Source organism: Denitromonas halophila, from assembly GCF_007625155.1.
Taxonomy (GTDB): Bacteria; Pseudomonadota; Gammaproteobacteria; order Burkholderiales; family Rhodocyclaceae; genus Nitrogeniibacter; species Nitrogeniibacter halophilus.
This window is the reverse complement of record NZ_VMNK01000002.1, coordinates 65,334-90,948: the sequence shown is the minus strand read 5'-3', so window position 1 is coordinate 90,948 and position 25,615 is coordinate 65,334. Positions and strand designations below refer to the sequence as shown.

Below are 25,615 nucleotides of genomic sequence, written 5' to 3'. Positions count from 1 at the left end.
TCCCCTGCGTCAATGCACCGTGCACACCATGCACGGGTCGAAAGAGCGCACCACATGCTGCACCGCCAGCGGCATGCCGGCGCCATCGCCCACTGGCGTGCCGATCAGGGCCTGCTCCAGCGCGCCCGGTGTGCCGGCCGCGTCACGCGGGGAGAAATTCCAGGTCGTCGGCGCGATAATCTGATAGTTCTGGATGTGCCCATTGCGCACCACCAGCCAGTGCCCGAGCGCGCCACGGGCCGCCTCGACCAGGCCGACACCGACGCCCTGATCGGGCAGCTCGAGTTCGACACAGAACGGATCGCCCGGCACCAGCTCGCGTACCCAGGCTTCCATCATCGGCACCACCCGCGCGATTTCAAGCATGCGCCCGACCACCCGGCTCATCACCGTGCCACCGCCCTGTGCGACCAGACTGCGCGCCAGTGGATGGCCGTCGACCACTTGCCGTGCCAGCGCGCCGCACTGCACCACCTTGTCGCGCCAACGCGGCGCCTTGCACCACGAGTAGGCATCCGTCTTGTCGGCGTCCGGATGGGTCTCGCCCACCAGCGGATGATGCTTGTCGGCCGAACCGGCCAGCCAGGCGTGCGAGATATCTTCGACGATATCGCGCGTATCCAGCGGGTGGACGGCGCCCACCGTGCTGTCCCAGATGCCCGGCGCAAAGCGGCGGGCGCCATCGATGGAGTAATTGCCATAACTCAGATAGCGCTCCGGCGCGCGACCGAGGCGATCCAGCCCCAGCGTTCTTGACAGGTCGAGAAAGCGCGCCAGATCACCCCGCGCCGGCCCCTTGGCGTCAAACCATGCCCACAGCGCATCTGCTGAATCGAGCGCCGACACCGCCTCCAGCGCATCGCCAAACAGATGCCGCTCCAGCCAGCCGCGGAACTCGCGCAGCAGGCTCAGCAGGCGCACCCGCTCGGCCGGCAGAATCGCCCGCGCCGAACCGCCCGGCTGCAGGCTCAGCGTATGCGGCCACTTGCCGGCCAGCGTGCCCATCAACTGCAGAAAACGCGCGCGCGCCGGCAGCGCCTCGGCCGCCGCCGAGCCTTCGACCGCCTTGAAGCGAGCACACACGGCGTCGAAACCGGGCGTACCGGCATAGGCGTCGCGCGCAAAGTCGGGCATGAAAAAGAGGTAAAAATGGGTGAAGTGATCCGCCATGTTCTCGGCCGACAGCATCAGATTGTTGGCCCGCGCGCCATTGGGCGGCGGCGTGACGCCCGCCAGATCCGCCAGCGCCGCGGCCGAGGCGGCCGACTGCGACACCGAGCAGATGCCGCAGATGCGCGGCACCAGGGTCAGCGCGTCCATGGGCGCTTTGCCCTGCATGATTTGCTCAAACCCGCGATACATCGGCGAATTGACCCAGGCCGCACTGACCCGGCCGTCGGCCTGTTCCAGCGTGACTTCCAGATCACCCTCGACCCGATTGAAGGGCCCCAGCACTTGCCGGCTCATTTGCGTCCCGTCCGGCGGATGGCCGGCGTCACCACGGTGTGATCGGCCGTCGCGTTGGCGCGCACCCGGCGCGGCGTGGCCGACTTGGACAGCGCGGCCAGCGCCACGAACCAGGCCTTGGGCATGTCGGTGGGCAGGCCGATCGGAATGCCGCCGACCTTGGGCGTCTGCGAAAACGGATGGCCGGGCTCCTCGAAGCCCGGCTCGGTACAGCTGATGCAGGCATAGCCGCCGTTGGTGCACGAGCCCTGCCCGTTCCATGGCCGCATATTGCAATCCGCATGGGCCTGGGTGCCTTTACAGCCCATGTGCTCCATCAAACACCCCAGATCCGAGGACTTCTCGGCGCTGGCCTTGAATTCGTAGAACTCGTTGCGCGAGCAGCCGTGATGCACGAGGTGGTCGGCATAGAAGCGCGGGCGGCCGATAGCATCCAGACTATGCTCGCTGACCTCGTCCATCGCCAAGGCGAGCAAGGTGTCGAGCACCCAGCCGGGATGCGTCGGGCAGCCGGCAACATTGATCACCGGCAGGCCGCTGCCGCTGCGGTAGTCTGCCCCCAGCAAGCCGCCACTGGCATCGCCGTCGTATTGCAGGCCGCAGGCATCGGTGGGATTGAACGCCGCCGCGGTCACGCCACCAAAAGCCGCGCAGGTGCCCACCGCGACGGTGTGATGCGCACGCGAGGCCAGCGACTGCACCCAGTCGATCATCGGCCGACCCGTGCCGGCCAGCATGTGGAACCGGCCCGTGCCTTTCGGGCCGCGCAGCAAGGCGCCCTCCACACACAACACGTCAAGCCGCTGCCGCCCTGCCTCGCAGGCTTCAAGCAAGGCGATGACATCGGCCCCACTGGCCTCCGACAAACTCGGGTGCCACAGCAACTCGATGCCACCATCGGCCAGCGTGGCCATCAGGTTGGGCGTATCGGCGCACAGCAAGGACATGGTGCAACCACCACAGCCGCCGGATTGGAGCCAGAGCACGTTCATGGCGCTATTGAATCACAAGGCAGGGGGCCGGACAGCCTTAGTCGGCCGTCTGCTCGCGCTTGAATTGATAGAGCAAGGCCTGGCAACTGGCGCAGGTGACGATGCGAACATTGTCTTCGCCGCCATTCAGGCCGTGCTCGGCGGTTTCGGTAGCGCCGCACTTCTTGCAAGCACGGTCATTACCCACCGCCGCCAGGTAATCGGACCGATCCGGCAGATTACGCTGGGCCTTCATGTGCGCCTGATGCTTGGTCAACACAATGAATGCGGAGATGAACAAGGTCAGGATCAGTACGATCGGAAACGCCATTTCCCATGCCATGGGGGGTCCTCTGAGATTGATTCGCGTGCGCACGATTGCGCTCGTGCACGGTGCAAGAACCACAGGTTACCGGCTTTCGCGCGCACGGGCTTTGCCACAGATCAGCGCGCGCTCACGCTATGACAAGCGCGACCAGCGGTCAGATCCTTGAAAAAATTGTGCAATCCGCCTTTGTGGCGCCTCATAAATCTGAAACAATTCGTTTTTTTCAAGTAAGCGGAAACCTCGTGGAACTCAAACACATCAGCGAACTTGAACGCGCCACCCAACGCGGCAGCGGCGAACTGTTCCGGCTCGGCATGGGATTGTTGTTCATCGTCGGGGTGATCCTGTTTGCAGCCACGCGCGGCATCGGTGGCGAAGTCAACGTGATGCTGGTGGTCGCTGCGGTGGTCGGCGGCTACATGGCCATGAACATCGGCGCCAACGACGTCGCCAACAACGTTGGGCCGGCGGTCGGCTCCAAAGCGATGAGCCTGGGCCTGGCACTGGTCATCGCGGCGGTGTTTGAAGCGGCCGGCGCCCTGATCGCCGGCGGCGAGGTGGTTGGCACCATCCGCAAGGGCATCATCGACGCCAGCCAGCTCCCCAGCGGTCAGGCCTTCGTGTGGGTCATGCTGGCGGCGCTATTGGCCGGCGCGCTGTGGCTGAACATCGCGACCGCAGTCGGCGCACCGGTGTCGACCACACACTCCATCGTCGGCGCGGTGCTGGGCGCGGGTATCGCCTCGGCCGGATTCGGTATCGCCAACTGGGGCACGGTCGGCGGCATCGTCGCCAGCTGGGTGATCTCACCGGTGATGGGCGGTCTGGTGGCAGCCGGCTTCTTGTACTTCGTGAAACACAGCGTCACCTACCACACCGACATGCGCGCCGCAGCCAAACGCTGGGTGCCGCTGATGTTGGCGCTGATGGTGTGGGCGACCACCTCCTACCTGCTGCTCAAAGGTGTCAAGGCCATCGTCAAGCTGAGCTTTGGCCAGGGCATTCTCATTGGCGCCGTCACCGCTGCGCTGAGCTTCTTCATCTTGCGCCCCGTCGTTGCGCGTCAGGCCGACAAACTCACCAACGACAAGGCCGGCATCAAGCAGTTGTTTACGGTGCCGCTGATCTTCGCCGCGGCCCTGCTGTCGTTTGCGCACGGCTCCAACGACGTGGCCAACGCGGTTGGCCCACTGGCCGCGATTGTCGATGTGCTGGGCAGCGCAACCGGTCAGGTTCAAGCCAAGGCGGCGATTCCGCTGTGGGTGATGATGGTCGGTGCCGTCGGCATCGCGCTGGGTCTGGCGCTGTACGGTCCCAAGGTGATTCGCACCGTCGGCTCTGAAATTACCGAACTTGATCAGATGCGCGCCTATTGTATTGCCATGGCGGCGACCATCACGGTGATTATCGCCAGCCAGCTGGGCCTGCCGGTCAGCTCAACCCACATCGCCGTCGGCGGCGTATTCGGTGTTGGCTTCCTGCGCGAGTGGATCAAGAACAAATACGCGCGCATGGAAGACGAGATCAAGGCGCACCACCCGGAAGACGATCAGGGCGCGATCGACGCCTTCATGGTCAAGTTCAACGCCGCACCGGTGGCCGAAAAAGGCCAGATGCTGACCGCGCTCAAGGAGCAGGCCAAAGCCCACCTCGACCCGGCACACTTCTCCAAGCAAGAGCGCAAAGCCCTGAAGCGCGTTTATCGCCAGGAACTGGTCAAGCGCTCGCAGCTCAAGCGCATTGCTGCGGCCTGGGTCATTACCGTGCCGGCCTCGGCGCTCATGGCGGCCATGCTGTTCTTCATGATCCGCGGCATGATGACGCCCTGAGCCACCCCGCCCTGCGCACCACGGGCAGCCCAGGCTGCCCGTTTTTATTTGCCCACGCCCGCCCCGGGCGATCTATCCGGCATACTCCCCTCTGACCTTTCTTGCAGGATCCTGCCCGTGTTCGACCTCGCCGTCATCTTTCTCGTCCTGACCGCCGCCATGGCCTATGTCAATGTGCGCTTCATCCGTCTGCCGTCCACCATTGGCGTGATGGCCATTGCGATGGGCCTGTCGCTGATCGTGCTGGGCCTCGACCGGGTCGGCATCAGCGCGCTGAAGGACTACGAAATCTCGCTGCTCTCCTCGCTCGATTTCTCCGACGTGCTGATGCAGGGCATGCTCTCGCTGCTGCTGTTTGCCGGCGCCATGCATGTCGACCTCAGCGAACTCAAAGCCTATCGCTGGCAGATCGGTGCGCTCGCCGTGTTTGGCACCTTGCTGTCGACTGCCCTCATCGGCGCATCGGTGTGGCTGTTGCTGCCCTGGATCGGGATCGAGCTGCCACTGATTTACTGCCTGCTGTTCGGCGCGCTGATCTCCCCCACCGATCCAATCGCGGTGATGGGCATCGTCAAGTCGGCCGGCGCGCCGAAAAATCTCGAACTGATGATCGCCGGTGAATCGCTGTTCAATGACGGTGTCGGCGTGGTGGTATTCACCGTGCTGCTCGCCGCCGCCACCAGCGGCCAGGCACCCGAGGCCGCCCAGGTCGGCCTTCTGGTGGCCGAGGAAGTCGGCGGCGGCATCCTCTTTGGCCTGCTGCTCGGCGCCATCACCTATCACATGCTCAAAAGCATCGACAGCTACGCTGAAGAGGTGCTGATCACCCTGGCGGCGGTTCTCGGCGGTTACGCCCTGGCCACCCACCTGCATGTTTCCGGCCCGCTGGCCATGGTGGTGGCCGGCCTGATCGTGGGCAATCACGGCCGCGCCATGGCCATGTCGCACAAGACGCGCGAATACCTCGACATGTTCTGGGATCTGATCGACGCCATGCTCAACGCCGTGCTGTTTGTGCTGATCGGGCTGGAGATCGTGCTGATCGAATACGCACCGGGTCTGGCGCTGGCCGTGGCCCTCGTCATCGCCGTCACCCTGCTCGCCCGCCTGGTCGCAGTGGGCGCGCCGGTGGCCTTGTTCCACCGACGCTTCCGCCTGCCCGACGGCGCCTGGAAAGTGCTCACCTGGGGCGGCCTGCGCGGCGGCATCTCGGTGGCCCTCGCCTTGTCGCTGCCGGCCGGCGCCGAGCGCGATCTGGTGCTGGCGCTCACCTACGCAGTGGTGGTGGCCTCAATCTTTGGTCAGGGCATGACCGTCGGCGCCGTGGTGCGCAAGGCCATCGGCCGTCCGGCCGACTGACCCGCGCCACCACTCAGGGCGCCGTGGCGGCCGCCGACAACGCCGACAAGGCCTTGGCAATGTTCGGCACCACCGGGCAGTCACCGGCCTGATGGCGCGCGGCGAGCCATACCGGATCGTTGTAACCGAGCCACACCTGGCCATCGGCGTCTTCCCAGACCAGCGCCTTGAGCGGCAGGTCGATGCCCGCGGTCTGCGCGCACTGCATGAGGGGCGTGCCGCCCTTCGGATTGCCAAAAATCAACAACTCGGTGGCGCGCAGCGTAGCGCCAATTTTCGCCGCGCCAGCGGCGTGGTCGATGCGGGCAAACACGTTCATGCCCTTCTGTTTGACGATGTTTTCCAATCGGTCCATGGTCTGGCGCGCACTGTGCGGGCTCTTCATCTGGATCAGGCCATCGGCTGCCGTGGCGGCAGTGCTGGCAAGGGCGAGGCACAACGGGGCGAGAAAGCGCAAGCGGGTCATGAGGTGGTTCCTGTCGGGGTTAACAGGAGCTTAGACCCGGCGCGACAACCAATCCTTACACCGATGGCATGACTCGCCTCAGCTTTTCTCCAATCCGTAGCGCGACAGCTTGTTGCGCAGCCCCACCCGCGACAGGCCCAGCTCCTTGGCCGCGCGCGTCTTGTTCCAGCGGTGGCGAATCAGGCTCTCCTTGACGATGCGCGCCTCCAGCGTCTCCAACCGCGCTTTCAGGTCCCCGTCCATGCCCGCCAGCAGATTGAGCTCTGCCTCATCATCGGCCTCGGCCGCACGCAACACCCGCGGGCTCAGATCCGACGCGCGCAGCCGAGCGTCGTCCGACAGCGCCGCCATGCGCAGAATCTCGTTGCGCAGTTCGCGCACATTGCCCGGCCAGCGGTAGGCACACAGGCAGGCCAGCACTTCCTTGTCCAGCGGCGCGAAGGCCTCACCGCCCACACTGCGCAGCTCGGCCGCGAAGGCGCTGGCAATCAGCGGAATGTCCATGGCCCGCTCACGCAGCGGTGGCACCCACACCGTGATCGCGGCGAGGCGGTAGAACAGGTCTTCACGGAAGCGCCCGGCCTGCATGTCGGCTTCCAGGTCGCGGTTGGTCGCCGTCACTACGCGCGCATCCACCGGCAGCGGCCGCGGCGCCCCCACCGGACGCACCTCGCCCTCCTGCAGCACACGTAGCAGTTTCACCTGAAAGGCCGGCGTGGTTTCGCCGATCTCATCGAGAAAAATCGAGCCGCCGTCGGCCTGTTTGAACAAGCCCACGCGGTCTTCATAGGCGCCGGTAAACGCCCCGCGCTTGTAACCGAACAGCTCCGATTCAAGTAGCTGGTCGGGCACCGCCCCGCAGTTCTCGGTGATGAACGCCGCCTCGGCCCGCGGGCTGGCCAGATGCAAACCACGCGCCAGCAACTCCTTGCCGGTGCCAGATTCACCCGTCAGCAACACCGGCACATCCAGGCGCGCCACCTTTTCCACCAATGTGCACACCGCGTTCATCGGCGAGTTGGGCGCCCGCAGCAGCGCCGACACCGCAAAGCGCTGCGCCACCGCTGCCCGCTTGCCCGCGACGCGCTCGCGCAACACCGGCTCGGCCACCTTCATGTCCAGCGACAGGCGCTGATTATCGCTTTGCAGGCGATACATCTCGGCCGCGCCATTGAGCGTCAGCAGCAACTGCTCGGGCTGCCAGGGCTTGAGCAGATATTGATAGATGCCCGCTTCGTTGATGCCGGCAATGATGTCTTCCGAGTCGGTGTAGCCCGAGATGATGATGCGCACCGCGTCCGGCCATTTCTCGCGCACCTCAGCCAGAAACTGCACCCCCGAGGCACCCGGCATGCGCTGGTCGCACAGCACGATCTGCACCCATTCGCGCGCCATGATCGCCGCCGCCGCTTCGGCGGAGGCGGCCGTGAACACGGTGAAGTCTTCCTCCAGCGTGCGACGCAGCGCTTCTTGCGAGCGCACCTCATCATCCACGACCAGCACGGTTGGTAAATTCTGACTCATGTCACAACACTCTCTTGTGTGGCCGGCGCCTGCCAGCCCAGATCCCGATGGCGCGCCAGATGGCGCGGCGTCCACGACTGCGGGCTCTTGATCACGAAGTGATAGCGCGCCACGTGATAGCTCGGGTCAAAGCCATAGAAATTGCGCTGCATGTGGCGCAGCTCCTCGGCGCGGTAGTCAGCCAGCGGCTTGGCCGCCTCGTCAACGGCACGGCGGGATTTCTTGTCGTCGATGCGCGCGGACAGCGCCGGATCAGTCGCCAGCGCCGTGGCACGCCTCACCACCTCGGCTTCAAACGCGGCTGGTGTGTCGCCAAAACAATCGTCAATCAGCCCCAACGCCACCGCCTTGCGCGCCAGCAGCGGCAAGCGATCGCCCATGATCTGCCGGCCCACCTCGGCGCCTACGCGACGCGGTAGCAGATAGCTCCAGTACTCCGAGCCAAACAGGTTGCCCATGTTCTTGTAGTGCGGGTTCATCACCACGCCCTCGCGCGCCCACACGACGTCGGCCGCGAGTGCCAGAAAACAACCGCCCGCGCCAGCATTGCCGCGCATCGCCGCGACAGTGAGTTTGTCCGTCAGCTGCAGCAGCGCGAGGCACACATCGTTCATCGCGTTGATGTTGGCCCAGGATTCATCGGCCGGCGATTCGGCCGCTTCGATCACGTTCAAGTGAATGCCGTTCGACCAGAAATCGCGCCCGCCTTCGAGCACCAGCACCCGCGTCCGCCGCTTGCCTGCCGCGCCAATGGCCTCGCGCAGGCGTTCGCACTGGTCGGTGCCCATCGCGCCGTTGGTGAAGTCGAAGCGCAGGAAGCCGACCCGGCCATCATCCGATTCCCGGTAGCCGATCTCGGCGGCGTCGGCATCGCCATGCAGCACCAGCAGCGCGGCGATCTCGTCGGCGAAGGCCAGCGTCACCGGCAACTTGAAGGGGTGATCGCTGCCGCCGCGTTTCACATGACCAATCCACACCGCGCCATCGACCGTCGCACGCAGGATCGCGCCATCGCGCCGCCCCACCACCGCGCCCGGCTGCGCACCAGCGGGCACCGTGCCGGCTTGCGCATCAAACAGATGACACGCCTCGCCAAACAGCGCATCGGCCACACCGGGAAAACCATCAGCCGCGCGGATCTTGGCCAACACCGTGGCGGTCGTGTCGGTCGACCAATCAATCTGCCGATCAGCCTGACGCATCAGCGCGCGCCACTGCCCGCGCGCGTTCGGCCAGTCGCCCAGCGGCACCGGCGACCACGTGCCGGCACGCCAGCCCGCCACCTGCGACAGCGCCTCGCGCACCGCCGCCAGCGCGCCTTCGCTCACTTCAGTGCGGTAAACACTCGCCTTGGGCGCTGCGCGCATCGGGAATTCCCGCGTCGCCCAGACCGGCCCGGCGTCCATCTCGGCCTCAGCCTGCAGTACCGTCACGCCCCACGTGGCCTCGCCATTCATGATCGCCCAATCGAGCGCCGACGGGCCACGGTCGCCGACGATGCCGGGGTGCACGATCAGCGTAAGGTGCTCGCACCAGATCGATTCGGGTACCGCCCGCTTGAGGAAAGGCGCGACGATCACCTCGGGCGCGAACAGCGCCACCGCCTCTTCGGCCACCGAGTCGGCGATATCAAACTCGACCGACACCTCGTGACCGTCCTCGCACAGCTCGGCGAAGAGGCGCTGGGTGAGGCTGTTGAAGCTATGGGTGAGCAGCAAAATGCGCATGGGTCAGGTCTCGAATCGATGTTGGCGGCTTGAAACCCGCCCTACGGGGGAGGTGACGCCCGGGCGCGCCCTTCCCCCTCTGCCGAGCCGAGCGCAGCGGGCCCGGGGCGGATCAAGCGGCTTCGCTGTCTGAGCCCCGGAAGGGCGAGTTTGCGAAGCTGCCCGCCACGGGCTCGCGGAGCGAGGGCAGCCCGAAGGGCCACGGCGGCGGGGGGCGCTTCTTTGCTTCCTTTCTTGTCGCCACAAGAAAGGAAGTCGCCCGCCGGGGCGAAACCCGGCCAACGTCCCTTCGAAGCGAGCACCGTCGCGGCATGCGTCCATCAGCAGATCCTCGGCAACTGCTCGCCCGACAGCCAGTCCACCATGCGCTTGCCGCCGAATCCGGTACGGATCTGGACGAAGCAGTTCGGGTCGATCGTCACCTCGCCGATGCGCGCCGCCTCGCGCCCCAGCGGATGATCGCGCAGCGCCGCCAGCGCCGCGTCGGCGGCCTCGGCCGGCACGATGACCACCAGCTTGCCCTCATTGGCCACATACAGCGGATCAAGTCCAAGCAGCTCGCAAGCGGCGTCCACCTGCTCGCGCACCGGAATCGCTTTTTCGTCCAGCGTCATGCCGACGCCGGACTGCGTGGCGATCTCGTTGAGAGTCGTCGCCAGCCCGCCACGCGTCGGGTCGCGCAACACACGCACGCTCGGCACCGCAGCCAGCAAATCGGCGATCAAACCGTGCAACGCGGCGGTATCGGAGGCAATTTCAGAATCAAAGGCCAGCGACTCGCGCTGCGCCATGATCGCCATGCCGTGATCGCCCAGCGTGCCGGAGACCAGAATCACATCGCCCGGCTGCGCATTCGCACCCGACAGCGACCGCCCCGCCGGCAAGGCACCCACCGCCGTGGTGCTGATGAACACCCCATCGCCCTTGCCCTGCTCCACCACCTTGGTGTCGCCAGTCACCACCGGCACCCTGGCCTCGCGGCTGGCGGCGGCCATGGAATCCACAATGCGCTTGAGCTCCGCCAGCGGAAAACCTTCTTCGAGGATGAAGCTCGCCGCCAGATACAGCGGCCGCGCCCCCATCACCGCCACATCGTTGATCGTGCCGTGCACCGACAGGCAGCCGATGTCGCCACCGGGGAAGAACAAGGGCGACACCACGTGCGCATCGGTGGCCATCACCAGCCGCTCGCCGGGTTCGGGGGCCGGCAGCACGGCGCCGTCGTCGCCCTGGGCGAGATAGTCGTTAGCGAAGGCTCGGGCGAAGATCTCGTCGATGAGCTGAGCCATCGCCTTGCCACCGGCGCCGTGGCCCATGTCGATACGGCCGGTCTTGAGGTCCAGGGGGCGGACGTAGCCCTTTTTGATTTCAGCCATAGGAGTAGGTGGGCGCGTTGCGCCGTGTCGTTGATTCTTGCCCGTAGAACGGGCTGTGCAATTCTTGAGGCGAGCGTTGGCCGGGTCTCGCCCCGGCGGGCGACTTACTTTCTTGCTCGTGCAAGAAAGGTAAGCAAAGAAGCACGCCCCACTGTCGTGGCCCTTCGGGCTTCCCTCCCTCCGCAAGCCCGGGGCGGGCGACTTCGCAAACTCGCCCTGCGGGCTCAGACAGCGAAGCCGCTTTTTCCGCCCCGCACTTGCTACGCTCGGCACGACAGAGGGGAACGGGGTGCCCGCCGGCAACAGCTGGAACAATCGGAGGTTTCGTAGGGCGGGTTGAAACCCGCCCTACGACGCGCCGCCCGAGCGGGCGATGGCGAAGCCGAGCCCGCGTACCCCAACCCCTTCTGTGCCGCCGAACGGAGTCCGGGGGCGGCGGGAATTGTCGTGTCGCTTGTCTGAGCCCGAAGGGCGAGTTTGCGACACGACCCGCCGGCGCCGGGCGCAGAGAGGGGACCGGCGAAGCCGGCGGTACAGCGGGGCGCCTTCTTTGCGTCCTTTCTTGCGCGTGCAAGAAAGGATGTCGCCCGCCGGGGCGAGACCCAGCCAACGTGAATCCGAAGCGAGCACCCAACCAAGCGCCCGGCACGGCTTAAGACACCGCCGCCGACGGCTCGGCCACCACCGGTATATCCCGAAACCGCCCATAGTTGTAGTGCGCCGCACAGGCGCCCTCACTCGACACCATGCACGAGCCCATCGGGTTCTCCGGCGTACACACCGTGCCAAAAATCTTGCAGTCGGTCGGTGTCTTCACGCCGCGCAGAATCGCCCCGCATTCACAGGCCTTGTTGTCTGGCACGGACTTAAAGGCCAGCCCGAACTTGCACTCGGCGTCCCAGTCGGCAAACGCGCGCCGAATGCGCAGGGCCGAGTACGGCACTTCGTGCAGGCCGCGCCATTCGAAGCTGCGACGCAGTTCGAACACTTCGCTGACCAGTGCCTGCGCCTTCAAATTGCCGTCCTCACTCACCGCACGGGTGAATTCGTTTTCGACCTCGGCGCGGCCTTCATTGACCTGCCGGATCAGCATGCGAATGGCCTGCATCACATCCAGCGGTTCGAAGCCTGCGATGACAACCGGCTTGCGATATTCCTCGGCAAAGAAGGCGTAGGGCCGACTACCGATGATGGTCGACACATGCGCCGGGCCAATGAATCCATCGAGCGGCACCGTGCCCAGGTCGCGCACTTCGGGCGACTCCAGAATCGTCATGATCGCCGACGGCGTGAGCACGTGGTTGCAGATCACGCTGAAGTTGGCCAGCCCAATCGCCTGTGCCTGCTTGATGACCAGCGCAGTCGGCGGGGTGGTGGTTTCGAAGCCGATGGCGAAGAACACCACCTCGCGCTCGGGGTGCTTGCTCGCCAGCGCCAGCGCATCGGCCGCGGAATACACCATGCGCACATCGCCACCGCGCGCCTTGGCCTTGAGCAGCGACAGCTGCTCAGAGGCCGGCACACGCAAGCAGTCGCCATAGGTGCACAGGATCACGTCGGGGCGCGACAACACCAGCCGGATGGCCATGTCGATGCGGCCGATGGGCAATACGCAGACCGGGCAGCCGGGGCCGTGGATCATGCGCACATTGACAGGCAGCAAGTCGGTCACGCCGTAGCGCGAGATGGCGTGCGTGTGGCCGCCGCAGAACTCCATGAAGGCGTAGTCACGGCCGGTGTCGGCCTCACGCGCGATGGCCGTGGCGAGCTTGGCGGCGACATCGCCGTCGCGGAATTCGTCGACGTATTTCATGCGCTGCCGGCGGCGATGGCTTGCAGGTCGAGCCCACTTTCCTCAAACAAGGCGAGCGTTTTGGCGGCTTCTTCAGGATCGAGTCTGGAGAGCGCATAGCCGACATGCACGATCACGTAGTCGCCCACTTCAGCGCCGTCAACCAGTGCGAGCGAGATCTCCTTGCGTACGCCACCGAGGTCAACACGGGCGGCGTCGCCGTCGAGCTTTTCAACAATGCGGGCGGGAATGGCGAGGCACATGGTGTGGTCTCCGGGCTCAGGCCATGGCCGTTTGAATGGCGACCCAGGCTTGTCCCAACGCGAGGCCACCGTCGTTGGTCGGTGCCTGCCGGGCACGCAGCACGGTCAGGCCACGCACGGCGAGCCGGCGGCTCAAGCCTTCGGTGAGCAAACGGTTCAGGAAGCAACCGCCGCCAAGCGCGACGATACGCACGCCCTCGCTACGCGCGGTGGTAATCACCCAGGCTTCCAGCGCCGCGATGAGCGTGGCATGGAACACCGCCGCGCCGCGGTGCGCCTCAGCGGTGTTGCGCAAGGCCAACAGCGTCGGCATGAGGTCGAGCGTGTTGTCATGATCGATCTGCCAGCCACCGGGCAGCGCCAGCGCCGGGCCGTATTCGGCCGCAAGGGATTCGAGCCGCATGGCCGCTTCGCCTTCGTAGTGCATCACATCGCACACGCCCAGCAGGCCGGCGGCAGCATCGAACCAGCGACCCATGCTTGTCGTGGGCGGGCAACGCGTGCCGGCGTCGAGCAAGGCGCCAATGCGATCGGCGCCGCGCAAATGGCCGAAGCGCTCGGCGATATGCTCGCTCAAGCCCATCACATGTAGCGCCGAGGCGGCCATGCGCCACGGCTCGCGGGCGGCGCGGTCGCCACCGGGCAAGGCCAGCGGTTGCAGGTGTCCGAGGCGGTCGCACTGCGCGCCATCCACACGCAACAATTCACCGCCCCAAGCGGTGCCGTCGTTGCCCAGGCCGACACCATCGAGCGCGAGCCCGAGCACCGGCTCGTCGACGCCATGCTCGGCCAGCACCGCACCGATATGCGCATGGTGGTGCTGCACGGCGATCAGCGGCAGATTGTGGGTTTCGGCATAGCGGTGCGCGGCCTGCGTGGCATACACGTCGGGGTGCCAGTCGCAGGCGACCCACTCGGGCCGACAGGCCAGCACGGTCATGAGATGCGCAACCGTCGCGTCCATCGCCGTGCAGGTGGCGGGGTTGGAGAGGTCGCCGACATGTGGCGACAAAAAGGCTTCGTCGCCGCGGGTGAGGCAAACGGTGTTTTTCAGGTAGCTGCCAAAGGCCAGCGTTGGCGGGCCTTTGTGTGCCAGGCGAATGGCGGTCGGGGTGTAGCCGCGTGCCCGGCGGATGAACGACGGCGCGCCCTGGGTGAACCGGGCGACACTGTCGTCGCAGCGCACCAGCACATCGCGGTCGTGCATCAGATACAGCTCGGCGATGCCACTCAAGCGGCTGAGGGCTTCGTCATTGTCGATCACCAGCGGCTCGCCGCCGGGGTTGGCCGAGGTCATCACCAGGGCCATCGGCTGCGCTTCGTCGAGCCAGTCGGTGCCAGTCGGCCGGCCGGCTTCGTCATGGAACAGCAGGTAATGCAGCGGCGAGTTGGGCAGCATGATGCCGATCTGGTCCAGATCGGGCGCCACGCCCCACAGGTGCATGTCGGCGTCGCTGTGTTTATCGAGCAGCACAATGGGGCGCTCGGGCGCGTCGAGCAGTTCGGCTTCTTCGGGATTCACGCGCGCATAAATTCGCGCAGAGGCGACACCGGCCACCATCACCGCAAAGGGTTTGTCGCCACGCGCCTTTCGGGCGCGCAGGCGTTCAACGGCCTCGGGGTTGCGTGCATCGCACACCAGATTGAAGCCGCCTACGCCTTTGATGGCGACGATGTGGCCGGTGAGCAGATGCAGCAATGTGTCGGCCACCGGGTCATGCGAGGCGACACGTACGCCATCGGCCTGCAGCAGTGACAGCTGCGGGCCGCAGTCCGGACAGGCGTTGGGTTCGGCGTGAAAACGACGGTGCGTCGGCGCCTCGTATTCGTCCTGACAGGTGTCGCACTGTACGAAGCCTGCCATGCTGGTGTTGGCACGGTCATAAGGGAGGCGGCCGGTGAGCGTGTAGCGCGGGCCGCAGTGGGTACAGTTGATCAGCGCATAGCGCCAGCGCCGATTGGCCGGGTCAAACAGCTCGCTCAGACAATCCGGGCACACCGTGCTGTCGTGGCCGATGGCGGTAGTGACTGCGCCGCCTTCGCTGGGGCGAATGGTAAAGCCGCGGTCCTCGGGCAACGAGACACAGTCAGCACGCTCGACGGTATCGACCCGCGCCAGCGACGGCGCCTCCTTGATCATGCGCGCAAGCAGCGCCGACACATTGCCGGGCGCACCCTGTACTTCCATCTCGACGCCTTCGCCGTCGTTGCGCACCCAGCCGGCCAGATCGAGTTGCTGCGCAAGCCGGAACACGAAGGGCCGAAAGCCCACCCCCTGCACCACGCCCCGCACCCGGATCCGACAGCGCTGGCTGCGATCCGTGAGTGCGTCGGTATTCATCTGTACGGCGCCTTCAATATCCTGCGACAAGCGCATTCTCCTTGTGGTCAGTCTCGTGCCCGCTCGCGGCGGCGGCCAGAAGCCCCGACTCAATCCAGGCCAGCCAGTCGTCAAAACCCTCGCCCGTGGTGGCCGATACGCGGAACACCTTGAGGCGCGGATTGACCCGCAGCGCAAACTCAACCGCCTTGTCGGCATCGAAACTCAGGTGCGGCAGCAGGTCAGTCTTGTTGAGCAGCATCACATCGGCGGCGGCGAACATGTCGGGGTACTTGAGCGGTTTGTCTTCGCCCTCGGTCACCGACAGAATCACCACCTTGTGCGCCTCACCCAGATCGAAAGCCGAGGGGCACACCAGGTTGCCGACATTCTCGATCAACAGCAGACTGTTGTCTGTCAGCGCCATCCGCGCCAGCGCCTGGCCAACCATTGCTGCGTCCAGGTGGCAACCCTTGCCGGTGTTGATTTGCAGCGCCGGTGCGCCGGTGGCGCGGATGCGCTCGGCGTCGAACTCGGTCTGCTGGTCGCCCTCGATCACTGCCACGGCGACACAACTCGACAAGATTTCGATGGTTTTACACAGCAGCGTTGTTTTGCCCGAGCCCGGGCTGGACACCAGGTTCAGCGCAAAAATGCCGCGCGCGGCGAGCCATCGACGATTGGCGTCGGCGAAGTGGTCGTTCTTGCCAAGGATGTCCTGCTCGATGCGTACCATCTCGTGTTGCGACAACCCGGGCGCATGCGCATGGGCCGGGCCATGGCCAAAGTGCATGTGACCATCGTGATCCTGGGTCGGCGTATGCGGTTCAGCCGGCGCGTCTTCTTGGGCCGGTTCGACCGAGACCATCTTCCAGCCCGTCGTCGGCGCACTCTTGCGCTGCGCGGTGCCGCTCGGCCGGCCGATCATCACTTCACCAACGCCACACCCACATACAGTACACATTATGTTCTCCTTGACTCACACGCCGCTGGGCGCGGTCTGCACATCCAGCGCCTTGACCCGCATCTCGGTGCCGCCAGTGGCCTGCACCTGATAGCTGCCACAATGCGGGCAGGGGTCATATAGCTGGGCGATCGCCACGCTTTTCGCGCAAGGCAAACACCACCCGATGCCGGCGATGGCATCAACCTCCATCTGCGCGCCTTCGGCGACGGTGCCTTTCATCACCACCTCGAAGCAAAAACGCAACGCCTCGATTTCCACCGATGACAATGCGCCCACTTCGAGCACCACCGCGTTGACCTTGGTAAAACCTTGAGCAATGGCCGCATCTTCGACAATGCCGCGAATGCCTTCGGCCAGCGACATCTCATGCATCGGCCGCGGTCTCCTCGGTCACGGCCACGTCGTAAAGCACGCAGGGGTCGAGCGCCAGCGCGAGCGCGCGCAGACGCCACTCGGCATAGGCCACGTCGGTCGCCGCCCAGCCGGCGCCTTCTTGCTCGAACACGCCGCCGGGGCGGAAATTCCACTCGGTGGGCGCGACAATGGCGTAGTCCGCCACCGTGTCACCGTCGAGGCGCAACGCATGCAAGAGCACGCCGCGCGCGGTCTCGATGCGGGCCAGTGCCCCGCCCCCCGCCAGCGGTGCGACATCCACCAAGGCCGGCATGTCGTCAGGCAGTGGATGACGCAACCGACTGGCGCAGTCGGACATTTCGACCACGCGCGCAAACAGCCGGGCCGCGATCCGATGCCGCTGCACCACCAGACGCGCCACCAGCGGGTTATTCACATGACGAGCCAACGGGCCGGTTTCGTACGCGTCGCCCGACAAGTGCGGCGCACGGCAATAGTCGGCATCGGGCCAGCCGCCGGGCAAGGCATCGGCAAATACACTGGCGGGCAGCGGTGCCAACAGGGGGACTGGATCTTCCAGCGGATCGCTGGCGCCGGCTTCGATCAGGCGGGCCAGCGCATCGCCGATGCTGCCGCTACGCCGACAGGCATCGGCCATCTCAGACAGATTGCGCGGCTCGCGCAGGGAATTCATGAAGCCGGCCAGCAGTTCGCGGGCGACCAGATCGAGCACCTCACCACCGGCGTCGTAGGCGCTGCGCGCGTCGGTCACCTTATCGAGCCGCTTGAGTACAAAGGCAAAACGGGCACGCTCGGGCTGGCGACCGAACAGCACCGGCCAGTCGAGCATCAGGCGCCACAGGTGCAGCTTGATGGCCTCGAGACTCAGGGCGCGTTCGATCTCGGCTGTCATGACAAAACTGCCGCCACCCGCCACATCGGCCGCCGCCTTGACCGCCACGCCTTGGGCCACGCCGCACAGGCTGAACACCACCGGTGCGAGGCGTGCAGCCTCGTCCACCGTTTTGCCCACCAGTAGTTGCGCCGCCAGCGGGCGGCTGTTTTCGGCGTGCACATCGGTCACACGGCCGCTGCTCAGCGTCGCAGCAAGATGCAATGGTGCGTTCATGCGCTCGCCCTCCGACCCAGTGCGGTGCGCAAGAACGCACGGCGATCAACCGGTGGCGGTGTCGCCTCGGGCGGCGCGGTCAGCAAACCGACGAGCGCAGCATCGGCGACGGCCTCGGCCTCGGCCTGATCGGCAAAGTGATTCACCGGCGAAAACAGCGAACAGAATTGATAGGCGCCCAGGCCGGGCTCCCGGCTCCCCATGAACGTGTAGTCGCCGGACGGAAACGCCCAGTCTTGCGTCTGCCCGACCGACAGCGCGCGAAAGGCGCCCCCGCCGGGCAGCATCAGCAAGTTGATGGTCCAGGGCGCCACCAGCGCCCCGACCCAGTCACCCTGCCAGCGCTGAAACCCGAGCGCCGCCACCGACAAGGCAGAATTACAGATGGGCAAACCGGCCATTCGCTCGTGGTGGATGCGACGAAACACCGCCTCGACCATCGCGGTCGGGTTTGAATCGCAGGCATCTTCCACACAGACCATGTTCACTCCTCGATCACCATGAACTTGTGCCGCGGCGCATCGCAGTTGGGGCAAGTCCAGTGCGCCGGCAGATCGGCAAACGGCGTGCCCGGCGGGATCTGCCACACCGGGTCGCCCTCTGCCGGATCATATACCTGCCAGCAGATGCCACACTCCAGTTTGGCCGCATCGGCAATGCGTTCATTGTCGCCCAGATAGCTGCCTTCAAACATGCTCATCTCCGCTCGCGTTCAATCTTCGCGCAGCGACTCGATCCACTCACCGAGTCGCACGATGCTGTCGGCGTAATCCTCGGCGGCGGCGGGCGCCACATCGGGCAACTCGGTCACCTCGATGGTGTTGAGGATCAGGCTGTCGCTGCTATTGAAGTATTGCACCCACCAGGTGTCGCGCAAGGCGGTGCTCGAAATGCGGCAGTTGCCATAGCCGCGCGAGAGAATCACCACCGGCCCCACGCCGAGGCTGGCCGACAGGTAGCCCAGGTCGTCGGGCGTCATCGGCAGCAGCGTGAGATTGACGATGTGCGCCGGATCGCCGTCGCGGCGGCGGGCGGCGGCATCGATCAACTCGCGCAGCACGGCGGGCGCGTTCATGGCGCCGGCCGGCGGCGGCTGCATCGGAATGCTGCGCGCCGCCGTGGCACGACACGCGGCCACCACGGCCTCGGGCATCGGGCCGGCTTCGACGCGGTCGACGCCGCCCTCGCCCAGCACGCGCCACAGCCCGGCGAACACGGTCTCCTGAATGCGCAGCGGCGCGCCACCGGCCACCGTGGCACTCACCTCGCCCTGACCGAGCGCCTCATTGACCACCGCGCGCACCGGCGCAGGCAGCGCACTCAGATCCACCGACAGGGGCGCACCGAAGCGGGAGGCCTTCATGCGATCACGCAGGGCTTCAAGTTGGGCGATCGCCGCGTCGCGACTGGCCGGGTCGGCCACCTCAGGCCTGCGTGGTGGCATGAAGGCATTCATCTCGCCCGGCGAACCAATGAAGTCGACCGCCTCGTCTTCGTCCTGAGAGCCGGGCCCAAAACTGATCACCGGGAGGGGAAAGTCTTTCATGCGGGCGAACCTCCACAACTGTCAGGGGTGCTGGCACGCACCGGAATGCCGATGCCCGGCGCGCGTTGCACAGGCGACTGGCGCATCCGGTCAATCGCCGGGCCAAAGCTGTCCCAGTCGCGCATGCCCTCAATCGTGCCGACAAACTCGGCGCCGCGGCGGAACAGCAGTGAGGGAAAACGACGAATGTCGTATCGCGCGGCCAAGGCGCGGCTGGCCGCCAGATCGGCCACGGCAGAGATGGGCGGGTTGCGCAGCGTCGCCAGCACCTCGGGTAGCACCACCGCCACGTCCCACACCTCGGGCGCGCGCTTGGGGTCATCGACCAGCAGCACCATGGTGGTGTCATCGGCTTCGATGGCAAACAGATCGGCCACGTCTTCGGTCAGGGTCGGCAGGCTGTGCTGGTCACCGAGTCGTAGCAGCAGTTGCGCCAGGCGGTCCAGATCGGGAGCGAGCGGTTGAGTCATTGTGATGATCCTCTCAAGAAGTCAGGCAATTGGGGTTCGTGATCGAGCAGGTCGGCAAAGGCGGCATCCAGATCAGCCGGCTCGCCGCGCATGACGGCGTCGAGTGCATCAAGCGCCCGCGTGACCGCCTCGGCGCGGTCGGCGTCGATCACCTCGCGCGCAGCGCCGAGAAAGGTCAGCAGCCAAGCGCCGACCGGTTGCGGACCGGTCAGCAGCAAGTCGATCTCGCACTCACGCCCGCGACGGTCGCGGCAACGTGCGCGGTGCTCGCCCGAGGCGACAATCTGCATGGGTTCGCCGATGCACATCTCAGTCCCGCCGGGCGTGAACGCCCCCCCGGGGGGGCTGCGAGCAAAGCGAGCGTGGGGGTCGTTCCATTTCAGTTTGTCTCCGGAAAGAAGCGCACGTCGCCGATGCGGCAAGCATCACGCTCGTCTGGACGGCCCTGCTCGTAAGCGACGCGCGACAGCGCAGAGTCGTCGGCCGATTTCTCACCGGGCTGACGCGCCCTTGGCGTCACACCTCGTGCCGAAAGCCATTCCAGAGCAATCTCTATGGCTTCGGGCACTTTCACGGAGACTTCGGGGCGCAAACTGCCGCCAAAGTCTTCCAGCTCGACGGGCTGCACACCGACCAACAAGAGCGACTCGGGAAAGCGATCAAGCATCCGCGCCGAGGCCAGCACCTCCTGAAAACCGGTCTGGTGCAGACTCATCTTCTTGGCGCCGAGAAACTGCGGTACCTCGTCGCCCTCCACCCGCTTCATGGTGCCAGGCGGCAAGCCATAGTCGACCGCGTCAAACACGAGAAGATGTTTGGCCTCGGTCACAAAGGGCAGCAGGTACAGGCCCTGCGTACCACCATCCAGCACGGTCACATTGGCTGGCAACGCCCACGCCGCGTTCAATGCCTCCACGCAGCGCACGCCGAAACCCTCATCGGCCCACAACAGGTTGCCAATACCGAGGATCAGAATGGAGTCCTGACTGGCCATCGTCTTGCCTCATCGAGTGTCACATGAAGCGTTACAACGCAGAGTTCGTGCCAGTCAGACGTCCATCAAAAAGGTGCAATAGAACAGTGACTTGAAGAAAATGTCGCCCAGACGGCAACGTGCCAATCGTCGCGCAATCGAACACTTAATTAACAAAACGACAAGCCTCTATCCGGTTCGAAATACGCCAGCAGGCGTGCTGTTCATGGGTTCGTGATGGGCGGCTTCTCGCGACACCCTGACCGCCACCACCGCTCAAATCCTGACGGATAGGCTGACCTGCAAAAATTGATCCGAATCAATAACCACACTAATCGAATGGTTACTATCCCGGTCATTCTTTGATGACGTGAAAGGGGATGTGATGCAAACCAAGATGATTGCGGCACTGGTAGCGATGACGGCCTGCGCGCCGCTGATGGCCGAGCAACCCGAGGGCAACTGGATGGTCCGGGCACGGGTCGTCAACATCGACACAGCCAACAAGTCGGATGCCATTCCCGCCCTCGGCGTGGCCGCAGACGAGATCCATGTCAGCGACAAGGCAATTCCGGAACTGGATATCAGCTACTTCTTCACCAAGAACATCGCGGCGGAATTGGTGCTCACCTATCCGCAGGAGCACAACATCTCGGTAGCCGGGACCAAGATCGGCACGGTCCGGGAACTGCCGCCGACGCTGCTGGTGCAGTACCACTTCATGCCTGATGCGAAGTTTCGCCCGTATGTTGGCGCCGGCATCAACTACACCCGCTTCTCCAGCGTCGACCTCAACGTCCCCGGCGTGGGCGACCTGGAGATCGACAAGGACAGCTTCGGTCTGGCGCTGCAAGTGGGCATGGATGTCCAACTGTCGAAGCAGTGGTTCTTCAACGTCGACCTGAAGAAAGTCAAGATGGGCACCGACGTGAAACTGGCTGGCGGCGGCAAGGTCAGCTCGATCGACATCGACCCTTGGCTGTTTGGCATCGGCATTGGCTATCGCTTCTAATCACTGGCACCGACTGACACAGGGGCGCTGCGGCGCCCCTGTTGCTTTGCGCACGTCACTGCGCGGCCAAAACCAATGGCAGCACGCCTTCGGTGCGTTGCGCCGCCAGGACATCGAAGTGCAGCACACGATTGTTGCCCTTCGACTCCGTCTGCGATGGAGGCAACCACTCAAGACGCGCGCGCACCGCCAGTTGCAGAAACGACCGCGCTTCAAAGTCGATAAACAGCAATCCGGCCCACGGGTTGAGTTCAAGATTGCCCAGCGTGTTGAAAAACCGATTGCCAGGATAGTCGGGCACGCTCAAGGTCGCATCCCTGATGCAAACGAAGCCCGCTTCGCCGCCCCGGTGCGACACATCCACCCCGTGCGCCGCCGCGGAGGCGTCTGCCGCCTCGGGGTGAGCGGTAGCAATGAAAAAAGTGTCGGCAGCCGCCACCATGCGTCTGGCATCGGCATCCCAGCCACTCACCACCCGTTTGACGCCTGCCACAATGGGCGCCCATTCGATTCGGCGCGGGTAGATATATTTGGGACAGTTACCGAAGCTCTGAGTAACGCGCACGCTCACGCGACCATCGAGCGCGTCGGCAACCAGACCATTCAACCGGTTACGCCGCCGAGTATGGGCCTCAATGCCGAGCAGACCGATCTGCGCGCCTGGCGTCAGCCGTTCGGCCACGCCCTCGCCAACCACTGCGCCCGCCTGAATATCAAGATGCCGATCGTCTGGCGAATTCATGAAGCCCGGCGCCCCTGCCAGCAGACCGGCACGCGCCTGGCCCTGGGCGTCAAGCACGCCGACCACCACAAATGGCAGTTGCGCGAAAAAAACCTGATGTTGCTCAGGCATGACGCCACGAATAAAGCGCTCGCCAACAGTCAGCGCCGCATCGCCAAAACCGGCGCGTTGCTGTATCGCGCGCTCACCCGCATGAAAGACTGACATGATCTTGAACACTCAAGCCAGCGGCGTGGCTGGCATGCCGACAAAGTGCGGCAAGGCCTCGATGCGCGCCAACCAGGCACACACATTCGGATAACCAGCCAGCCCAACCCCGCCTTCGGGGGCATGGGCGGTGTAGCTGTAGCAAGCGATGTCGGCAATGGTCGGTGCCTCACCCACCAGGAAGGGCGAATCGGCCAACGCTGCATCCATCACCGCCAGCAGCGCGTGGCTGCGCTCGACCAGTGCAGGGTCCGGCTGGTTCTTGCCGAACACGACGTGGATGCGCGCCATGGCTGGGCCCGACGCCAACGGACCGGCCGCCACCGACAACCAACGCTGCACCCTCGCCGCCCCCACGGAATCGGTGGGTAGCCACTGCGCGCCGCCGTAGCGCTTGGCGAGATACACCAGGATGGCGTTCGAATCCGGCAGCGTCAGCGCGCCGTCCTGCAACACGGGCACCTGCCCGAACGGATTCATGGCCAGGAACTCGGGGCGCTTGTGAGCGCCACCAGGCAAATCCACTTCGATATGCTCATGAGGCAGTTGCAGCAGCGACAGGAACAGACTAATTCGATGGCTATGACCGGAAAGCTGCAAACCGTGAAGGCGGATGTCGGTGGCGGCGATTGCGGCAGACATGGTGACGAGCTCCAGTGAACAGACGAACGTCATTGTCGCCGCACCACTCCATGAAATAAATCCTGAAACTTGAACTTGATTACTTCAATTTTCAAAGCAATCATTCGCTCATGGACCAACTCAAACACATGCGAATCCTTGTCGCCATCGCCGACGGCGGCAGCCTCACCGCGGCGGCGCGAACACTGGAGACTTCTCTTCCATCCATCGTGCGCGGCCTCGCCACGCTGGAATCCCATCTTGGCGTACGACTGTTCAACCGCAGCACCCGCCGCATCGCGCTCACCGACGAAGGTCGTCGCTATCTGGCCGACTGTCGCCAAGTGATTGGCGCGGTGCAGGACGCCGAGGCCTCAGTGCGCGCCGACGTCAGCGAACCCACCGGCCTGCTACGCATCACCGCACCAGTGCTGTTCGGCCAGATGTATGTCGCGCCAGCGGTCAATCGCTTTATTGCGCGCTACGACGATGTCAGCGTCGAGCTGATATTGCTAGACCGGGTGACGAACCTGGTCGAAGAAGGCTTCGACGCCGCCATTCGCATCGGAACACTCGCCGACTCCACGCTGGTGGCGCAAACGCTAGGCCTGGTGCGCCAAGCAGTCGTCGCCAGCCCCGACTATCTAGCACGCCACGGCCGTCCCGCCCATCCGCGCGAACTACGCCACGCCGAATGCATTCGCTTTACCGGCAGCCGCGGACCGCACTGGGTCTTCATGGAGGCGGGTCGCCGCCTCAATGTGACCATCGACGGACGACTCAGCTTCAACCTCGTGGCCCCCGGCATCGCGGCCTGCTGCGACGGTCTGGGCTTCGGCAGCTTTCTGTCCTATCAGATCGCACCGGACGTCGCGCGTGGCGCGCTGGAGATCGTCCTGGCCAACTACGAGCTGCCGCCCCGCCCGATCAGCGTGATCTACCCGCATGCCCGCCTGTTACCAGCGCGTACGCGTGCCTTCATCTCGACCATGCGCGAGACCTTGTCCGGGTTTTCAATATGAGCCATCCGCCCTTCGCCAGGCCTGATGCACATCCCACACGGACTGCATGACCATCCACAGTGCCGGGTCGGTGTGAAAGTAACGCCCCAGTCGCAGGGCAGTGTCGGGCGTAAAAGCGCGGCGACCGCGCACAAGCTCGTTCACCCGTCGGCGGGAAATACCGAGCGCACGGGCCAGTGCGTCTTGCGAAATCTGCGCGGGGCGCAGAAAGCGGGACTCAAGAAAATACCCCGGATGCAACGGCGTGCGTCCGGGGCGAAAGCGCCCCGGACGGGCTGCGTTTGCCACCACGCCGGGGTCGAGGGAGGAAAAAGCCGCCACGCAGGCGCTCGCTCAGTCCTTGAACATCCGCCAGCCGCTGATCATGGTGGAGATCAGGCTCTGCCGACTCATGATGTCTTCGCGGATCGCGGCATAAATATGCACCACGGCAAAGCTGACGGTGACCCACATGCCTAACCGGTGCCAGCTATGCACCTGCATGCTGTTGCCACCCACGGCCGTCATCACCCAGCCAAACATCTGCGACGCCCAGCTGCCCTCGCCGAGACCTTCGCCATACAACGCGAAGCCGGTACAGATCATGTACACCGCGCCAACAGTGAAGAACAGAAACATCATCAGCTGCGCGAGCGGGTTGTGGCCGACATACTTCTTGGGCTCTTTCACCAGGAACAGATACCAGCGCAGCTCGTAAAACACCTCGCTCCACCACTTCATGTTCCACACCGGCAGGATGAAAATTTGCCGCGCGTGGTGGTTGCCGACAAAGGCCCAGTAGATGCGGCCGATGAAGCCGATGGCAAAGATATAGGCGGCAGCAAAGTGGGCGAAGCGGATATAACCCATCAAAAAGCTGTTGCTGGCCTCCCCCGGCACCGAGGGCAGCGGCAGGCCGATGAAATAGCCGGTGATGGCGAGTACCGTGATGGCCAGGGCGTTGACCCAGTGCCACAGGCGCAGCGGCGCCTCGTACACATAGACCGCCTTGACCATGCGCGCACTGCGTTCGGCTTCGAATTGATCTTGTTCAGCGAGCATCTTTCTTCTCCTTGGGAGAAAGGTCCCGTAGGGCGGATAGGCAAAGCGCATCCACCAAAAACCGCATAGGTGGGGCACGGGCGGCGGATGCGCCTTTGGCTTATCCGCC

Annotated in this window: 28 protein-coding genes; 5 read left to right on the top strand and 23 right to left on the bottom strand. The window is 64.9% G+C overall.

Annotation, left to right across the window (positions count from 1 at the left end; genetic code table 11):
- Positions 1 to 9 precede the first annotated feature (9 nt).
- From FHP91_RS01260 to FHP91_RS01250, 3 genes are read right to left on the bottom strand one after another with little or no spacing between them, the layout of a single operon-like run.
- Positions 10 to 1,467: a nickel-dependent hydrogenase large subunit gene (locus FHP91_RS01260; protein ID WP_144307888.1), complete on the bottom strand. Its 1,458-nt coding sequence runs from the start codon at positions 1,465 to 1,467 to the stop codon at positions 10 to 12.
- The gene (locus tag FHP91_RS01255; RefSeq protein WP_144307887.1) at positions 1,464 to 2,459 is read right to left on the bottom strand and encodes an NADH-quinone oxidoreductase subunit B family protein; all 996 of its coding nucleotides are present in this window, start codon (positions 2,457 to 2,459) and stop codon (positions 1,464 to 1,466) included. The genes FHP91_RS01260 and FHP91_RS01255 overlap by 4 nt, the downstream gene beginning before the upstream one ends.
- 37 nt (positions 2,460 to 2,496) lie before the next feature.
- Entirely contained in the window at positions 2,497 to 2,781 is a 285-nt protein-coding gene (locus FHP91_RS01250) for a hypothetical protein (protein WP_144307886.1), read from the bottom strand.
- Positions 2,782 to 3,008: 227 nt separating this feature from the next.
- Between FHP91_RS01250 and FHP91_RS01245 the strand changes: the two genes are divergently transcribed.
- Together FHP91_RS01245 and FHP91_RS01240 are read left to right on the top strand one after the other, a co-directional pair.
- Complete coding sequence (locus FHP91_RS01245; RefSeq protein WP_144307885.1) at positions 3,009 to 4,595, top strand: inorganic phosphate transporter; 1,587 nt, start codon at positions 3,009 to 3,011, stop codon at positions 4,593 to 4,595.
- Between the two features lie 117 nt (positions 4,596 to 4,712).
- Positions 4,713 to 5,954 carry a cation:proton antiporter gene (locus FHP91_RS01240; RefSeq protein ID WP_144307884.1) on the top strand — a complete coding sequence of 414 codons (1,242 nt, stop codon included), beginning with the start codon at positions 4,713 to 4,715 and terminating at the stop codon, positions 5,952 to 5,954.
- Positions 5,955 to 5,967: 13 nt separating this feature from the next.
- Here the strand turns inward: FHP91_RS01240 and FHP91_RS01235 are convergent, their stop codons facing one another.
- The 16 genes from FHP91_RS01235 to FHP91_RS01160 all read right to left on the bottom strand — a co-directional run bounded on the left by FHP91_RS01235 (position 5,968) and on the right by FHP91_RS01160 (position 20,882).
- Entirely contained in the window at positions 5,968 to 6,420 is a 453-nt protein-coding gene (locus FHP91_RS01235) for a DUF302 domain-containing protein (protein ID WP_144307883.1), read from the bottom strand.
- 78 nt (positions 6,421 to 6,498) lie between these two features.
- Positions 6,499 to 7,944, bottom strand: coding sequence for a sigma-54-dependent transcriptional regulator (locus FHP91_RS21580; RefSeq protein WP_144307882.1), 1,446 nt, complete (start codon positions 7,942 to 7,944; stop codon positions 6,499 to 6,501).
- On the bottom strand, positions 7,941 to 9,671 hold the full coding sequence (locus FHP91_RS01225) for a hydrogenase maturation protein (protein WP_144307881.1): 1,731 nt from the start codon (positions 9,669 to 9,671) through the stop codon (positions 7,941 to 7,943). Before FHP91_RS01225 ends, FHP91_RS21580 begins: the two co-directional genes overlap by 4 nt.
- Positions 9,672 to 9,991: 320 nt before the next feature.
- Positions 9,992 to 11,047 carry a hydrogenase expression/formation protein HypE gene (gene hypE, locus FHP91_RS01220; RefSeq protein ID WP_144307880.1) on the bottom strand — a complete coding sequence of 352 codons (1,056 nt, stop codon included), beginning with the start codon at positions 11,045 to 11,047 and terminating at the stop codon, positions 9,992 to 9,994.
- A 652-nt stretch (positions 11,048 to 11,699) separates the two neighbouring features.
- Entirely contained in the window at positions 11,700 to 12,860 is a 1,161-nt protein-coding gene (gene hypD / locus FHP91_RS01215) for a hydrogenase formation protein HypD (protein ID WP_144307879.1), read from the bottom strand.
- The gene (locus tag FHP91_RS01210; protein WP_144307878.1) at positions 12,857 to 13,102 is read right to left on the bottom strand and encodes a HypC/HybG/HupF family hydrogenase formation chaperone; all 246 of its coding nucleotides are present in this window, start codon (positions 13,100 to 13,102) and stop codon (positions 12,857 to 12,859) included. Before FHP91_RS01210 ends, hypD begins: the two co-directional genes overlap by 4 nt.
- A gap of 16 nt (positions 13,103 to 13,118) precedes the next feature.
- Entirely contained in the window at positions 13,119 to 15,473 is a 2,355-nt protein-coding gene (hypF, locus tag FHP91_RS01205; protein WP_246116187.1) for a carbamoyltransferase HypF, read from the bottom strand.
- Entirely contained in the window at positions 15,457 to 16,386 is a 930-nt protein-coding gene (gene hypB, locus FHP91_RS01200; protein ID WP_144307877.1) for a hydrogenase nickel incorporation protein HypB, read from the bottom strand. Before hypB ends, hypF begins: the two co-directional genes overlap by 17 nt.
- 15 nt (positions 16,387 to 16,401) lie before the next feature.
- Complete coding sequence (gene hypA / locus FHP91_RS01195) at positions 16,402 to 16,761, bottom strand: hydrogenase maturation nickel metallochaperone HypA (protein WP_144307876.1); 360 nt, start codon at positions 16,759 to 16,761, stop codon at positions 16,402 to 16,404.
- Positions 16,754 to 17,872: a hypothetical protein gene (locus FHP91_RS01190; protein WP_144307875.1), complete on the bottom strand. Its 1,119-nt coding sequence runs from the start codon at positions 17,870 to 17,872 to the stop codon at positions 16,754 to 16,756. The genes hypA and FHP91_RS01190 overlap by 8 nt, the downstream gene beginning before the upstream one ends.
- Positions 17,869 to 18,354, bottom strand: a complete 486-nt coding sequence (gene hybE, locus FHP91_RS01185; RefSeq protein WP_144307874.1) for a [NiFe]-hydrogenase assembly chaperone HybE — start codon at positions 18,352 to 18,354, stop codon at positions 17,869 to 17,871. Before hybE ends, FHP91_RS01190 begins: the two co-directional genes overlap by 4 nt.
- Before the next feature lie 2 nt (positions 18,355 to 18,356).
- Entirely contained in the window at positions 18,357 to 18,566 is a 210-nt protein-coding gene (locus FHP91_RS01180; RefSeq protein WP_222105076.1) for a rubredoxin, read from the bottom strand.
- A gap of 18 nt (positions 18,567 to 18,584) precedes the next feature.
- A complete protein-coding gene (locus tag FHP91_RS01175) occupies positions 18,585 to 19,418 on the bottom strand; it encodes a hydrogenase expression/formation protein (protein ID WP_144307872.1) in 834 nt (277 codons plus the stop codon).
- Positions 19,415 to 19,888, bottom strand: a complete 474-nt coding sequence (locus tag FHP91_RS01170; protein WP_144307871.1) for a hydrogenase — start codon at positions 19,886 to 19,888, stop codon at positions 19,415 to 19,417. The genes FHP91_RS01175 and FHP91_RS01170 overlap by 4 nt, the downstream gene beginning before the upstream one ends.
- The gene (locus FHP91_RS01165; RefSeq protein WP_144307870.1) at positions 19,885 to 20,196 is read right to left on the bottom strand and encodes a HypC/HybG/HupF family hydrogenase formation chaperone; all 312 of its coding nucleotides are present in this window, start codon (positions 20,194 to 20,196) and stop codon (positions 19,885 to 19,887) included. The genes FHP91_RS01170 and FHP91_RS01165 overlap by 4 nt, the downstream gene beginning before the upstream one ends.
- A gap of 71 nt (positions 20,197 to 20,267) precedes the next feature.
- The gene (locus FHP91_RS01160) at positions 20,268 to 20,882 is read right to left on the bottom strand and encodes a HyaD/HybD family hydrogenase maturation endopeptidase (RefSeq protein ID WP_144307869.1); all 615 of its coding nucleotides are present in this window, start codon (positions 20,880 to 20,882) and stop codon (positions 20,268 to 20,270) included.
- Positions 20,883 to 21,246: 364 nt separating this feature from the next.
- Here FHP91_RS01160 and FHP91_RS01155 point away from each other — a divergent pair, with 364 nt between their 5' ends.
- Entirely contained in the window at positions 21,247 to 21,873 is a 627-nt protein-coding gene (locus FHP91_RS01155) for an OmpW/AlkL family protein (RefSeq protein WP_144307868.1), read from the top strand.
- Between the two features lie 55 nt (positions 21,874 to 21,928).
- On the opposite strand, the gene FHP91_RS01150 is transcribed toward FHP91_RS01155, so the two are convergent.
- Positions 21,929 to 22,555 (bottom strand): pyridoxamine 5'-phosphate oxidase family protein, encoded by a 627-nt coding sequence (locus FHP91_RS01150; RefSeq protein ID WP_222105075.1) that lies wholly within the window; start codon positions 22,553 to 22,555, stop codon positions 21,929 to 21,931.
- Between the two features lie 36 nt (positions 22,556 to 22,591).
- Here FHP91_RS01150 and FHP91_RS21230 point away from each other — a divergent pair, with 36 nt between their 5' ends.
- Positions 22,592 to 22,819: a hypothetical protein gene (locus FHP91_RS21230; protein ID WP_222105074.1), complete on the top strand. Its 228-nt coding sequence runs from the start codon at positions 22,592 to 22,594 to the stop codon at positions 22,817 to 22,819.
- 15 nt (positions 22,820 to 22,834) lie between these two features.
- Here FHP91_RS21230 and FHP91_RS01145 read toward each other — a convergent pair whose 3' ends face one another.
- A complete protein-coding gene (locus FHP91_RS01145) occupies positions 22,835 to 23,464 on the bottom strand; it encodes a glutathione S-transferase family protein (RefSeq protein WP_144307866.1) in 630 nt (209 codons plus the stop codon).
- A gap of 128 nt (positions 23,465 to 23,592) precedes the next feature.
- Between FHP91_RS01145 and FHP91_RS01140 the strand changes: the two genes are divergently transcribed.
- Positions 23,593 to 24,465: a LysR family transcriptional regulator gene (locus FHP91_RS01140; protein WP_246116185.1), complete on the top strand. Its 873-nt coding sequence runs from the start codon at positions 23,593 to 23,595 to the stop codon at positions 24,463 to 24,465.
- Here the strand turns inward: FHP91_RS01140 and FHP91_RS01135 are convergent.
- Both FHP91_RS01135 and cybH read right to left on the bottom strand, forming a co-directional pair.
- The gene (locus FHP91_RS01135; protein ID WP_144307864.1) at positions 24,457 to 24,786 is read right to left on the bottom strand and encodes a HigA family addiction module antitoxin; all 330 of its coding nucleotides are present in this window, start codon (positions 24,784 to 24,786) and stop codon (positions 24,457 to 24,459) included. The genes FHP91_RS01140 and FHP91_RS01135 overlap by 9 nt on opposite strands.
- Positions 24,787 to 24,798: 12 nt before the next feature.
- Positions 24,799 to 25,506 (bottom strand): Ni/Fe-hydrogenase, b-type cytochrome subunit, encoded by a 708-nt coding sequence (gene cybH, locus FHP91_RS01130; protein ID WP_144307863.1) that lies wholly within the window; start codon positions 25,504 to 25,506, stop codon positions 24,799 to 24,801.
- Between the last annotated feature and the right edge of the window lie 109 nt (positions 25,507 to 25,615).

Bases quoted from the DNA above. Each gene is read 5' to 3' on its own strand.
- FHP91_RS01260 (WP_144307888.1), bottom strand. From the start codon at position 1,467: ATGAGCCGGCAAGTGCTGGGGCCCTTCAATCGGGTCGAGGGTGATCTG.
- FHP91_RS01255 (WP_144307887.1), bottom strand. From the start codon at position 2,459: ATGAACGTGCTCTGGCTCCAATCCGGCGGCTGTGGTGGTTGCACCATG.
- FHP91_RS01250 (WP_144307886.1), bottom strand. From the start codon at position 2,781: ATGGCATGGGAAATGGCGTTTCCGATCGTACTGATCCTGACCTTGTTC.
- FHP91_RS01235 (WP_144307883.1), bottom strand. From the start codon at position 6,420: ATGACCCGCTTGCGCTTTCTCGCCCCGTTGTGCCTCGCCCTTGCCAGC.
- FHP91_RS21580 (WP_144307882.1), bottom strand. From the start codon at position 7,944: ATGAGTCAGAATTTACCAACCGTGCTGGTCGTGGATGATGAGGTGCGC.
- FHP91_RS01225 (WP_144307881.1), bottom strand. From the start codon at position 9,671: ATGCGCATTTTGCTGCTCACCCATAGCTTCAACAGCCTCACCCAGCGC.
- hypE (WP_144307880.1), bottom strand. From the start codon at position 11,047: ATGGCTGAAATCAAAAAGGGCTACGTCCGCCCCCTGGACCTCAAGACC.
- hypD (WP_144307879.1), bottom strand. From the start codon at position 12,860: ATGAAATACGTCGACGAATTCCGCGACGGCGATGTCGCCGCCAAGCTC.
- FHP91_RS01210 (WP_144307878.1), bottom strand. From the start codon at position 13,102: ATGTGCCTCGCCATTCCCGCCCGCATTGTTGAAAAGCTCGACGGCGAC.
- hypB (WP_144307877.1), bottom strand. From the start codon at position 16,386: ATGTGTACTGTATGTGGGTGTGGCGTTGGTGAAGTGATGATCGGCCGG.
- hypA (WP_144307876.1), bottom strand. From the start codon at position 16,761: ATGCATGAGATGTCGCTGGCCGAAGGCATTCGCGGCATTGTCGAAGAT.
- FHP91_RS01190 (WP_144307875.1), bottom strand. From the start codon at position 17,872: ATGAACGCACCATTGCATCTTGCTGCGACGCTGAGCAGCGGCCGTGTG.
- hybE (WP_144307874.1), bottom strand. From the start codon at position 18,354: ATGGTCTGTGTGGAAGATGCCTGCGATTCAAACCCGACCGCGATGGTC.
- FHP91_RS01180 (WP_222105076.1), bottom strand. From the start codon at position 18,566: ATGTTTGAAGGCAGCTATCTGGGCGACAATGAACGCATTGCCGATGCG.
- FHP91_RS01175 (WP_144307872.1), bottom strand. From the start codon at position 19,418: ATGAAAGACTTTCCCCTCCCGGTGATCAGTTTTGGGCCCGGCTCTCAG.
- FHP91_RS01170 (WP_144307871.1), bottom strand. From the start codon at position 19,888: ATGACTCAACCGCTCGCTCCCGATCTGGACCGCCTGGCGCAACTGCTG.
- FHP91_RS01165 (WP_144307870.1), bottom strand. From the start codon at position 20,196: ATGTGCATCGGCGAACCCATGCAGATTGTCGCCTCGGGCGAGCACCGC.
- FHP91_RS01160 (WP_144307869.1), bottom strand. From the start codon at position 20,882: ATGGCCAGTCAGGACTCCATTCTGATCCTCGGTATTGGCAACCTGTTG.
- FHP91_RS01155 (WP_144307868.1), top strand. From the start codon at position 21,247: ATGCAAACCAAGATGATTGCGGCACTGGTAGCGATGACGGCCTGCGCG.
- FHP91_RS21230 (WP_222105074.1), top strand. From the start codon at position 22,592: ATGCCGATCGTCTGGCGAATTCATGAAGCCCGGCGCCCCTGCCAGCAG.
- FHP91_RS01145 (WP_144307866.1), bottom strand. From the start codon at position 23,464: ATGTCTGCCGCAATCGCCGCCACCGACATCCGCCTTCACGGTTTGCAG.
- FHP91_RS01140 (WP_246116185.1), top strand. From the start codon at position 23,593: ATGCGAATCCTTGTCGCCATCGCCGACGGCGGCAGCCTCACCGCGGCG.
- cybH (WP_144307863.1), bottom strand. From the start codon at position 25,506: ATGCTCGCTGAACAAGATCAATTCGAAGCCGAACGCAGTGCGCGCATG.